This window comes from Bacillus sp. CIS52 (assembly GCF_053545315.1).
On record NZ_JBIUFR010000006.1, the window covers coordinates 153,316 to 165,987 of the forward strand.

The 12,672-nt window shown below is 47.9% G+C and carries 8 protein-coding genes and 1 pseudogene; 5 read left to right on the forward strand and 4 right to left on the reverse strand.

Annotated elements, in window-relative coordinates; translation table 11 throughout:
- Positions 1–14: 14 nt before the first annotated feature.
- The 3 genes and pseudogenes from ACH32G_RS17865 to ACH32G_RS17875 all read left to right on the forward strand — a co-directional run.
- Complete coding sequence (locus ACH32G_RS17865; RefSeq protein ID WP_448814668.1) at positions 15–449, forward strand: RDD family protein; 435 nt, start codon at positions 15–17, stop codon at positions 447–449.
- Between the two features lie 72 nt (positions 450–521).
- Positions 522–845, forward strand: coding sequence for a YckD family protein (locus tag ACH32G_RS17870; protein ID WP_448814669.1), 324 nt, complete (start codon positions 522–524; stop codon positions 843–845).
- Positions 846–899: 54 nt separating this feature from the next.
- Positions 900–1,042 (forward strand): annotated as a pseudogene (locus tag ACH32G_RS17875) (family 1 glycosylhydrolase); the annotation flags it as partial.
- Between the two features lie 153 nt (positions 1,043–1,195).
- On the opposite strand, the gene comJ reads toward ACH32G_RS17875, so the two are convergent.
- The 4 genes from comJ to hxlA form a co-directional block, all read right to left on the reverse strand.
- Positions 1,196–1,594 (reverse strand): competence protein ComJ, encoded by a 399-nt coding sequence (gene comJ, locus ACH32G_RS17880; RefSeq protein ID WP_047476185.1) that lies wholly within the window; start codon positions 1,592–1,594, stop codon positions 1,196–1,198.
- Positions 1,595–1,615: 21 nt separating this feature from the next.
- Positions 1,616–2,053, reverse strand: coding sequence for a NucA/NucB deoxyribonuclease domain-containing protein (locus tag ACH32G_RS17885; RefSeq protein WP_060963635.1), 438 nt, complete (start codon positions 2,051–2,053; stop codon positions 1,616–1,618).
- Positions 2,054–2,409: 356 nt separating this feature from the next.
- Positions 2,410–2,967 (reverse strand): 6-phospho-3-hexuloisomerase, encoded by a 558-nt coding sequence (gene hxlB, locus ACH32G_RS17890; RefSeq protein ID WP_366969992.1) that lies wholly within the window; start codon positions 2,965–2,967, stop codon positions 2,410–2,412.
- The gene (hxlA, locus tag ACH32G_RS17895; RefSeq protein WP_016936796.1) at positions 2,964–3,599 is read right to left on the reverse strand and encodes a 3-hexulose-6-phosphate synthase; all 636 of its coding nucleotides are present in this window, start codon (positions 3,597–3,599) and stop codon (positions 2,964–2,966) included. Before hxlA ends, hxlB begins: the two co-directional genes overlap by 4 nt.
- A 232-nt stretch (positions 3,600–3,831) precedes the next feature.
- Between hxlA and ACH32G_RS17900 the strand changes: the two genes are divergently transcribed.
- Both ACH32G_RS17900 and srfAA read left to right on the forward strand, forming a co-directional pair.
- Positions 3,832–4,194 carry a winged helix-turn-helix transcriptional regulator gene (locus ACH32G_RS17900; RefSeq protein ID WP_016936795.1) on the forward strand — a complete coding sequence of 121 codons (363 nt, stop codon included), beginning with the start codon at positions 3,832–3,834 and terminating at the stop codon, positions 4,192–4,194.
- A gap of 591 nt (positions 4,195–4,785) precedes the next feature.
- The coding region (gene srfAA / locus ACH32G_RS17905) for a surfactin non-ribosomal peptide synthetase SrfAA (RefSeq protein WP_448814670.1) at positions 4,786–12,672 on the forward strand (7,887 nt) is incomplete at its 3' end.

The window sequence follows — 12,672 nt, forward strand, 5'->3', positions numbered from 1 at the left end:
CGAGGGGAAACACAATGAATACTTACAGACCGGCGGGATTTTGGATCAGATTGGGAGCCGCAGTACTCGACTATTTAATTATTTCAGTGCCTTTGGCGATTATTTATATGCTGGCAACGGGAAAAGATCCGGAGGAGAGCGCAATGATCAGCATCATTTTGACTCTTTATTCTATCTTGCTTCCTGTATACTGGAACGGTTATGTTATCGGCAAAAAGATCTGCGGTATCCGCATCGTCAAAAAAGACGGCACTCAGGTAGGCTTTCTCACTATGATTTTAAGAGTGCTTGTGGGCGCCTTAATTTATGGTGTGACGTTAGGAATCGGTGTGATCGTGAGCGCATTTATGGTCGGAATGAGAGAAGACAAACGGTCGATCCATGATTTTGTGGCAGGAACGTATGTTACATACGCATTGCCGGACGAATCGATTGAAAAGAGCGAATAATTTCGCTCTTTTTTTTGCATAAAAACTGGATGGAGGCACAACATATAACAAACGCTAAAGGAGGAAAAAGTCATGAAAAAAGCTGCGTTATCATTGGCTGCGTTTTTCATTACGGCAATGGTTTTCATAGTGCCGGCACATGCCGCTGAAACAAAAATGCCTTCAACAATGTCACTTACGGTACAGCAGAAAAAAGAAATTGAATCTCTTGAAAAGGAAATACTCAAAAAACGTAAACATGTCATTTCCAAATATGTTGAATACGGTGTCCTGCCGAAAGAAAAAGCAGAGCATATTAAACAGCATATGGACAGGCGCTTTAACATGATGAAACAAAATGGCTTTATCCCCAAGCCTCCCCCTCATAAATTGGAGAAGCGGCATCATCATTCTTAAGCATCCGGCAAGATGGGTGCTTTTTTTGTTTTATCGGGATTGCTCTGGAACGCAAAAATAACAGGTAAAACGTTTAAAGGCTCAAACGGCGATACAGCAGCCGGCCGTTATGAACGTTATAAAGAAGATGTCGCCTTGATGGCAGAAATGGGTTTGAAAGCTTACCGCTTTCTGTCAGCTGGCCGAGGATTTTTCCGAGCTTCGATTATTCACCGGCTTATCCGCTTACAAGTCACCCTGAAGACAAAATTGCATTTGAAGTTTTTACTGGTATCGGAACGTGATCGAAATAAACGGTAAGAGTTTATAAGAGTTCCCTGAGAGAAATATGTTTCTCTCAGGGTTTTCTTTTACATTGCGGCCGCATCGATAATATACGTATCTGCATGCAGATCGGATAATTCGGCAGGCACTGAATAACAAGTAAGGCTGTATCGGCCTTTCGGAAGATCGAAGAAAAGCCGTTTTGACATCACGCTTTCAATCTCAATTCCATCTTTTACAGCTTCAAAGGAAACAGCCGCTTTTTTCTCATAGGATGGTACCGGTTCATTTGTATTAAGCCTGAGGACAATAAATGCCTTCGTATTTCTCCTTGCTTCAAATGAAACAGCTCCGTCAGCCTCCGCAAATCCTTTTTCAATGGCTTCATCCGTCCAATCGATAACAGGCGGTTCGGAATCTTTTTGGAAGATTGTAAATTGATGATAAGAAATGATAAGTTCTTGCGGTTTCCATGATTTAATCAATGCGCTGCTCCTCCTGTTTCGTTACTTGATTTTAAATAATACTCTCGTTCCATCTGGATCATTGGTAAGCTGGTGTCCGACCCAAGAGCCGGCCCCGCGGTTGTCTGCCGGAGAAATATATTCTACGGAGGCATTGTTTCCGCCCTGTTTACAAACCGCCATCGGCCATTCATCTCTGTCGTACCCCGTTTTTACAGGCACATGTTTAAGAGATTGCTCACGCCGCTTATGTACTCCGTCTCTGTCAATGGTGCAAATGCTGGGATGTCCTTCTTTTATCGCGTCCTTAATATGCTTTGCTGTTTCCGGATATCGATCGGACGGAAATAGGATTACTTTGTCGTAATCGCTTTTCTGAACGGTCTGCTCGTTATCTGAGAAAATATCACCCTTGATCAGGGCCGCAACTGCTCCGGCAATGATGATAAGAACAAGCAGCAGTGCTTTTAATGTTTTCAAGAGTATCAATCACCTCCAGTTTTAAATTGCTGTAAAGCTGGTCCAAGAATAAAGCAGAATCGGCCCGCTGTAAAGCTGTTAAAATATATTTTTCAGCCTCAATTCAACTGAATATCTGTAAAACCGTCTGCACAAATTAGTTTTATCCAATAAAAAACCGGTCAGAAAGTCTTTTTTGCAGTTTCTCTATTCAGAAATGAATGATTGCGGCCGTCTGAATAATTGGCTATTATAGCGATAAGCTCACCAGCAGGGTATCTTCGTCAGCGAGTTTCCGGATGAAAACCTGGCCGGATGTAATCGAGCGCCGCAGGACGATAAAAAGACGGCCATCTGATAAGAAGGCCGCCAGTATATCATTCCAGATTTGCATGATTTGCAAACATGTCTGCCGAATTCAGTTCTTTTTTCTCCATGATTTTTAGAATAACCGCATCGTAAAACAGCAGGAGAGTCTGTTCAAATAAAGAACCCATCGGCTGAATCGTCTTTCTGTCTCCGCCGGTCTCATCCTTAGGAGAGCCGGGAATCGTTATCGTAAGATCCGCAAGTCTGCCGAGACTCGAGTCAGGATTAATCGTTAATGCAGTGATGATGCCATTAAGGCTTTTGGCTTTTTCAGCGGTATGAAGCAGGCTTTTTGTTTCGCCTGAGCCTGAGCCGATGATGACGAGACCGCCTTCTTTGAGGGGAGGGGCAAGCGTCTCACCGACGATGTAAGCGTTCAGCCCGATATGCATCATCCTCATGGCGAACGCTTTAGCCATAAAACCAGAACGGCCCGCTCCGGACGTGAAGATCTGATCTGCAGCTAAAATCTGATCCGCAAGCTTGTCAGCTTCATTGTCGGCTATTAACGCTGCAGTACGGGATAATTCATTTAGGATTTCATGTAAGTATTCCGTCGTTTTCATGATCCTTGTGTGATCAGCTGTTTCATTTTAGAAGCAGTATCCGCTTTATTGTCAGCTCCCGTAATGCCTCCGCCGACAATGATTAAATCTGGGTTTTGTTTGATGGCTTCAGGAAGCGTATCAAGTTTAATGCCTCCGGCAATTGCGGTTTTAGCGCTCTTGACTGCTTTTTTAATCGCCGTCAGTTCCTCGAATGAATTTTTTCCTTCTGCTTGAAGATCATAACCTGTGTGGACACAAATATAATCAACACCGAGTTGGTCAATTTCTTTTGCCCGTGTTTCAAGGTCTTTTACGTTGATCATATCGACGAGGATTTTTTTCTGCTGTTTTTTTGCTTCGGCAACAGCTCCTTTGATCGTCGAATCATCTGTCGCCCCTAAAACGGTGATGATGTCGGCGCCTGCTTCTGCCGCTTTCATAATCTCGTAACCGCCTGCATCCATGATTTTAAGATCGGCAAGCACTTTCAGGTGAGGAAAGGCTGTTTTCATTTCCTGCACGGCTTTCAGTCCTTCATTAATGACGACGGGAGTGCCGATTTCTACAACATCTATATATTGTTCGACCTCTTTCACAAGTTCAATTGCTTCAGGGATATTCACTAAGTCTAATGCCAGCTGTAATTCCACTGTATATTCACTCCTCTTCTTAATGTATCTACATTCTATAGAGTGCCCTGCATGTTGAAAAGTACGCACTTTAAAGTCTAATAGTTACTTTGAGGATACTGTCCCCCGCAGGCAATGTGTTTTGTCTCAGCAAAACTGCGTGGTAGTATAAATGGATGAAAGCTCTGTGAAAAAGTAAGCAAGTGTTTATAGATGATCAACGTACGAAAAGTAAGAGGAAGGAGAATAGCCCGTGAGCCGAATGGATAAGAAAACGTTTAATTGCGAAAAGGAATTGACGCTTGCCGTGATAGGCGGGAAGTGGAAAATGCTGATTATGTGGCACTTGGGAAAAGAAGGGACAAAACGATTTAATGAGCTGAAAGCTTTAATTCCTGATATTACGCACAAAATTCTTGTGAATCAGCTCAGGGAGCTGGAGCAGGATCTGATCGTTCATAGGGAAGTTTACCCTGTTGTTCCCCCGAAAGTGGAGTACTCATTAACGGAGCAAGGAGAGACCCTTATGCCGATTTTGGACGCTATGTATAAGTGGGGAAAAGAATATATGGAATTAATCAACATTGATAAAACTGCAATAAAGGAATCTTTTTGAAGCGCTCTATGTAAAATAGGGCGCTTTTTTTTGCGCGGTTTAATGAAATCATATTGCGAACGATTAAATCTCCTGTTTCGGTTCTTGCGCTGTTTTTTCCCCGTCAGCTAATATATGAAAACTATTTTCATTCTGCCATAACTGGATATTCGAAAGATTTATACTATAGTTTAAAGATTTTTAATTTTACATAAATAATATTTTTAAAAATAAATTGCGGGATGCCGCAAAATACCCTCTGGAATTGTCGGAATTTTTTTCGGTGTGCCGCATGAAACTTTTCACCCATTTTTCGGTGATAAAAACAATAATTTCATATAAAGTGAACGTAAGTAGATATATAGTAATTCATGAAGAAATAGGTAAACCCTGTTGCTTACAAACATTGGATTCTTGTCTTGATTTCTCATAAATTTGAGCCGAATTTCGGACTGTGCGGGTGAATGGATTGCGGATTTCGGCGGTGATTAAATCGGGATCGTTTTGGAGGTAAGTGGTTCTTTTGGCTTGATAATGAGTTAGGGACATTGAGGGAGGCTGTTTCTAAGGGAGAATTGACAAATTTATCTTAAAAAGGGGAGGCGCACACATATGGAAATAACTTTTTATCCTTTAACAAATGCACAAAAACGTATCTGGTATACAGAAAAATTCTATCCGAACACAAGTATTTCAAATCTTGCGGGTTTCGGAAAGCTCATTTCTGAGGACGGCGTACAAGCTCATATCGTTGAGAAAGCGATACAGGAATTTGTCCGTCGCCATGAGTCGATGAGAATCCGTCTTCGGCTTGATGATGAGGGGGAGCCTGTTCAATATGTGAGCGAATACCATCCGCTGACGATCGAGCATACAGACATCAGGCAAGCCGGCTGCTCTGCGGAAGAGCTGTCAAAATGGGGACGTGACGAGGCAAGCAAACCTCTGGCGTTATATGATCAGGATTTATTCCGTTTTTCCGTGTACACCATCAGCGAAAATGAGGTCTGGTTCTACGTTAATGTGCATCACGTTATTTCAGACGGAATTTCCATGACCATTCTGGGCAATACGATTACTGATATTTATTTGGAGCTTTCGGGCGGAGCAAGTGAGAACGAGGCGGAGATTCCTTCCTTTATCGAGCATGTGCTGACAGAGCAGGAATATGTGCAGTCGAAGCGGTTTAAAAAGGATCGGGATTTTTGGAACGGACAGTTTGAGACCGTACCGGAGCTTGTGTCTTTAAAACGGAGCCAGGCAGATGCGGGTCTTGATGCGAAACGGTTTTCTCAAGAAATTCCTCATGACCTGTACGGCCGGATTCAATCATTTTGCGGGGAGCATAAAGTCAGCGTTCTTTCCTTGTTCCAGTCAGCTCTGATCGCTTATCTCTACAAAGTGACAGGCCGGGATGATGTCGTCACGGGTACGTTTATGGGAAACCGGACGAATGCGAAAGAAAAGCAGATGCTCGGGATGTTCGTATCCACGGTGCCTGTGCGGACAAGTGTTGACGGAAGCCAGCCGTTCTTGGAATTCGTCAAAGGCCGGATGAAGGATCTGATGAAAATTCTTCGCCACCAAAAGTATCCGTATAACCTGCTTGTCAATGATTTGCGTGCTTCAAAAAGTTCGCTGAGCAGATTGTTTACGGTGGCTCTGGAGTATCAAGTGATGCAGTGGCAGAAAAAAGAGAATCTGTCCTTCCTGACGGACCCGATCTTCAGCGGAAGCGGAACAAATGATATATCGATTCACGTGAAGGAACGATGGGACACCGGGAAATTGACGATTGATTTTGACTATCGCAGTGACATATTCAAGGCGGACGAAATTGCTTCTGTTTCTGAACGTTTGATCACGCTGATTGAAGATGCGATATCATCTCCTGACCGTGTAATTGATGAGCTGGCTCTTCTTTCAGAATCCGAGAAAGAGCTGCTTCTGAAGCGTGCCTCCGGCAATCCGGTCGCTTATCGCAAGGAGATGACGATTCCGGCGCTGTTTGAAGAGAAAGCGAAGGCACTGACTGACAAACCCGCGGTTGTATATGAAGGCCGGACATTGTCCTATCGCACATTGCATGAACAGTCAGGCCGTATCGCCGGACGCCTTCTTAAAGCCGGGATATCAGCCGATTCTCCTGTCGCTGTGCTGCTTGGCCGATCTGACCGTGTTATTGCGGCAATATTGGGAATTTTGAAAGCGGGCGGCGCATATGTGCCGATTGATCCTGACTTTCCGGCGGATCGGATTCAGTACATCTTGGAGGACAGCGGAGCGAAGGCTGTTCTGACAGAGGCGGGAATACAGGCGCCTGAAACGAATGCCGAACAGATTGATTTTGATGAGGCCGTTCAGTATGAGACGGCCGCTGACGGTGTCTGCACACAATCAGACCGGCTGGCTTACATTATCTATACGTCCGGTACAACAGGGCGGCCGAAAGGCGTGATGATTGAACACCGGCAAGTTCATCACCTGGTTCAATCACTGCAGCAGGAGATTTATCAGTGCGGTGAACAGACATTAAGAATGGCGCTTTTGGCCCCGTTTCATTTTGATGCGTCCGTTAAACAGATTTTCGCCTCGCTTCTTTTAGGTCAGACGCTTTATATCGTGCCGAAAACAACTGTTACAAACGGCTCGGCACTGCTGGACTATTATCGTCAAAACCGGATTGAAGCCACTGACGGAACGCCTGCGCATCTGCAGATGATGGTCGCAACGGGAGATGTCAGCGGAATTGAACTGCGCCACATGCTCATTGGGGGAGAAGGCCTGTCCGCCGCTGTTGCTGAACAGCTGATGACGCTCTTTCATCAATCGGGCAAAGCGCCGCGGCTGACAAATGTCTACGGGCCGACGGAAACGTGCGTAGATGCGTCCGTGTATGAGGTGTCACAAGATAACGGAATGAATCAGCAGGCGGCGTACGTTCCGATCGGAAAACCGCTCGGCAACGCCCGGCTGTATATATTGGATAAGCACAAACGGCTTCAGCCTGACGGTACGGCTGGTGAGCTGTATATCGCGGGAGACGGTGTAGGCCGCGGCTATTTAAATCTTCCGGATTTGACCGCAGAGAAGTTTTTGCAGGATCCGTTCAACGAGAGCGGCCGCATGTACCGCACGGGTGATATGGCGCGCTGGCTGCCGGACGGAACAATCGAATATATCGGCCGAGAAGACGATCAAGTGAAAGTCCGCGGCTACCGTATTGAGCTGGGAGAAATTGAAACGGTGCTCAGAAAAGCTCCGGGCGCGGCGGAGGCCGTCGTACTGGCACGGCCGGATCAGCAGGGCAGCTTAGATGTTTGCGCATATATCGTTCAAGAAAAAGGAACTGAGTTTCATCCTGCCGAGTACCGGGAGTATGTGTCCAAACACCTTCCTGATTACATGGTGCCCGCTTACTTTACAAAAACGGATAAAATTCCGCTTACGCCGAGCGGGAAGGCAGACCGCAAAAAGCTGTTCGCGCTTGATGTGCAGGCTGTCAGTTCGTCAGAGTATGCGGCGCCGAGAAATGAGACGGAGAAAACGCTCGCCGTCATCTGGCAGGAAGTCCTCGGAATGGACAAGGCGGGTATTTATGACCATTTCTTCGAGTCTGGCGGTCATTCCTTAAAGGCAATGACGCTTTTGACGAAAATTCATAAGCAAATGGGCGTGGAAATCCCGCTGCAATACTTGTTTGAGCATCCGACAATCGCGGCGCTTGCCGATTATGCGGTAAGCCGAAACGAAGGGCCGGATTACAGTGCGATTAAGCCGGCTGAGAAGCAGGAGAGCTATCCGCTTTCGCTCGCCCAGCAGCGCATCTATATCGCGAGCCAATTTGAAGATGCGGGGGTCGGGTATAACATGCCGGCAGCAGCCGTTATCGAAGGCGCGTTAGACCGTGAAAAACTTGAGCGTGCATTTTCTGTCTTAATCAGCAGGCATGAAGCGCTCAGAACATCGTTTCAATCAGAGGACGGCACGCCGAGACAGGTGATTCACGAGCATGTTCCGTTTCATATTGAAATGATCGAAGCGAGCGGGAGAACGAATGAACAGGTAATGAAGGATTTTGTGCGCCGTTTTGAGCTGGCGGAGGCGCCTTTGTTCAGAATCGGCCTGCAAACGCTCGGTCACAATCGCCATATGCTGCTGTTTGATATGCATCACCTGATTTCAGACGGAGTATCAATTTCCATCATGCTGAAGGAACTGGCAGAGATCTATAGCGGAAAACAGCTGCCTGACTTGCATATTCAATATAAAGATTACGCCGTCTGGCAAGCGGAACGGGCGGAAGAAGGCTACAAGAAAGAGCGGGCGTATTGGAAAGAAGTCTTTAGCGGCGAACTGCCGGTGCTTCAGCTGCTCCCTGATTACCCGCGGCCGCAGGTGCAAAGCTTTGAGGGTGACCGCGTATCAGTCAAGCTGCCGAAAGAGCTGCGGGACCGGCTGCAGAAGCTCGCCGGGAAAAACGGAGCCACCCTTTATATGGTGCTGTTATCGGCATATTATACGCTGCTTTCTAAGTATTCAGGACAGGAAGACATCATCGTGGGAACACCATCGGCGGGAAGAAATCATTCCGATACCGAGGGACTGATCGGGATGTTTGTCAACACGCTTGCGCTGCGAAGCTCCGTGAAGCAGGATCAGACATTTACAGACTTGTTAGGTCATGTTCGCAAGCAGGTGCTGGACGCGTTTTCTCACCAGGACTATCCGTTTGAGTGGCTGACCGAGGAGCTGAATGTGCCCCGGGATATGAGCAGGCATCCGATATTTGATACGATGTTCAGTCTGCAAAATGCTTCGAACGGAATTCCGGAGATCGGCAATCTTACGCTGTCTCTTCATGAAACCAACTTCAATATCGCCAAATTCGATCTGACAATGCAGGCCCGGGAAACAGCGGAAGGCATTGCGCTTGATTTGGATTATTGCACGAAGCTGTTTAAGCGCTCGACGGCGGATCGCCTGCTTGCGCACTATGTCCGCCTGCTGGAGAGTGCGGCAGCTCAGCCGGATGCGAAAATCAGAGAATATGACCTGCTTTCTGAACGGGAGGCTTTGAATCAATTACAGCGGTTCAATCCGGAACGCACAGTGTACCCGAAAGAGCAAACGATCGTGCAGATCTTTGAAGAACAGGCCCGAAAGAACCCTGACCGGACGGCTCTTCAGTTCGAAGGGGAAACCCTGTCGTATCAGCAGCTGAATGAACGCGCCAACAGGCTTGCGCGGCATATTCTTTCGGTCGGTGGCGGCGGGAAAACCGCGGCTGTTTTATGTGAACGGTCAATGGACATGATTGTTTCCATTATGGCTGTGTTAAAAGCGGGGTCTGCCTATGTGCCGATTGATCCTGAGCATCCGGTTCAGCGGATTCAGCATTTCTTCCGCGACAGCGGGGCGAATGTGCTCCTGACTCAGCAAAGCCTCAAGCCGCTTGCGGAAAAGGCCGGTTTTCAAGGCGTCATTGTGCTTGCTGATGATGAGGCAAGCTATGAAAAGGACTCTCACAATCCAGCATTGCCGTTTGATTCCAAGACGATTGCCAATCTCACTTATACATCAGGAACGACGGGTACGCCGAAAGGAAACATCGTCACACATGCCAACATTTTGCGGACGGTAAAGAACACGAACTATTTGACCGTTTCTGAAGAAGATACTGTGCTCGGACTGTCAAACTACGTCTTTGACGCCTTTATGTTTGATATGTTCGGTTCGCTGTTAAACGGTGCAAAGCTTGTGATCGTCCCGAAAGATACGGTGCTGGACATGACGCGCCTGTCCCGCGTGATCAAACGGGAGAATGTAAGCATTCTGATGATTACGACGGCCCTGTTCCACCTGCTTGTTGATATGGAGCCGTCCTGTCTGACGACGCTTCGGAAAATCATGTTCGGGGGCGAAAGGGCGTCTGTTGAGCATGTCAAAAAGGCGCTGGCGGCAGTCGGAAAAGGAAAGCTGCTTCATATGTACGGTCCGTCTGAGAGCACGGTGTTTGCGACATACCATCCGGTGGATGTGATTGAAGAGGATACGCTCTCTGTTCCGATCGGAAAACCGGTCAGCAATACGGAAATCTTCATCATGAACACGGCCGGACGAATGCAGCCGGCAGGTATCCCGGGCGAGCTGTGCGTCAGCGGGGAAGGTCTCGTGGAAGGCTATTACAACCGTCCTGAACTGACGGAAGAAAAATTTGTAAAGCATCCGTTTAAGGAAGGGGAACGGATGTATAAAACGGGCGACTTGGCCAGATGGCTGCCGAATGGCGATATTGAGTTTATCGGACGTATCGACCATCAGGTGAAAATCCGCGGCCAGCGGATTGAGCTTGGCGAAATTGAGCACCAGATCCAAAGCCATGACCAGATTCAGGAATGCATCGTGCTCGCTGTGGACCAGGGAGCGGGTGACAAACTTCTTTGCGCGTATTTTGTCGGCCTCCGAGAAATCTCTTCCCGGGAGCTGAGGGAGCATACGGCGAAGGATCTTCCGGCTTATATGATTCCGGCCGTCTTTATTCAAATGGATGAACTGCCTCTTACAGGAAACGGGAAGATCGACAGACGGGCGCTGCCGATGCCTGATGTGACCGCAGCGAATGCTGTGTCATATACGGCGCCGAGCAATGAAACAGAACAAAAACTGGCGGATATTTGGGCTGAGGTGCTGCAAATGGAGCGGGTCGGCGTGCACGATCAGTTCTTTGAGATCGGAGGCCATTCGTTAGCGGGAATGAAACTGCTTGCTCTCATCCAGAAGACCTTCAGCGTGCAGCTTACATTAAAGGATCTGTTCACTTCTCCGACGGTTGCGGGACTGACGCAGCTGATTGAAGGCGCTGAGCGGAAGACGGCTGAAAGCATCGTACCGGCGGCTGTGCAGGAAACGTATCCGGTTTCTTCACCGCAGAAGCGGATGTTCGTGCTTCAGCAGCTGGAAGGCGCTGAAACAAGCTATAACATGCCGTCTGTGCTCCGCTTAAAAGGGAAGCTTGATGCAGAAAAGCTGAAATTTGTCATGAAACAGCTGACAGAACGCCATGAAGCCTTCAGAACGACGTTTGACATAAAGGATGGAGAAACAGTTCAGCGTATATGGGCCGAAGCTGATATTGACATGGAATATTACGAAGCCTCTGAGGAAGACGCTGGACAAATTATTCAGAGCTTTATCCGGCCGTTCCGCCTGGATCAGCTTCCTCTCGTCAGAACGGGGCTGGTTAAGCTGGCTGAACATGATCACCTGCTGCTGTTTGACATGCACCATATCATTTCAGACGGCGCTTCAGTCGGCGTGCTGATAGATGAACTGTCCCGCCTGTATGGCGGCGAAACGCTTGAGCCGCCGCGGATTCATTATAAAGACTATGCGGTATGGCAGCAGAAATTTATTCAATCAGAGCAATACCGCAAGCAGGAGGAGCATTGGCTTCGGGAGCTTGACGGCGAGCTTCCGGTATTGACGCTGCCGGCTGATTACAGCCGTCCGGCTGTGCAAACCTTTGAAGGAGACAAGCTGGTCTTTTCACTGACTGAAGAACAGACGTCGGCTCTTCGCAGTCTTGCGAAACAAACGGATTCTACCATGTACATGGTGCTGCTGGCGTCATACAGCGCTTTTCTCTCAAAATTGAGCGGACAGCATGACATCATTGTCGGCTCTCCGGTTGCGGGACGGTCACATGCGGATCTCGCTAACGTCATCGGTGTGTTTGTGAATACACTCGCGCTTCGGTCGTATCCGGAAGCGGACAAAACGTTCACAGATTATCTTGAAGAAGTAAAACAAACCGCTTTACGTGCATTTGATGCGCAGGATTATCCGCTTGAGGACCTTCTGCAAAAGATTGAGGTGCAGCGTGATACGAGCCGAAATCCGCTGTTCGATGCGGTATTCTCCATGCAAAACGCAAATGCTGAAGATCTGGTCATGGAAGGAATTGAGCTGAAGCACCATCCGTTTGACAGAAAAACAGCCAAGTTTGACCTGACGATGACGGCTGATGACACAGACGGAGGCTTAACGTTTGTGCTTGAATATAACACTGCGCTGTTTAAACCGGAAACGGCAGAGACGTGGAAGCATTATTGGCTTCATCTGTTAGAAGCCGCCGCGGAAAATCCGGCCGCGAAGCTTTCTGAGCTTTCATTGGTGAATGAAACAGAAAAACAAGCCCTTCTTGACGCATGGAAAGGAAAAACAATTTCCGTGCCGCGGGACAAAACGGTTCACCGTCTCTTTGAAGAAACGGCCGCCCGCCACGCGAACCGTCCGGCCGCGGCATACAACGGCGCGAAATGGACGTACGGCGAGCTGAACGCAAGGGCGAACCGCATCGCGCGCATTCTCATGGACTGCGGTGTTACAGCTGACGAACGTGTCGGCATTTTGACGAAACCGTCCTTGGAAATGGCTGCGGGCGTACTCGGCGTCCTGAAAGCGGGCGCGGCATTTGTGCCGATTGACCCGGATTAC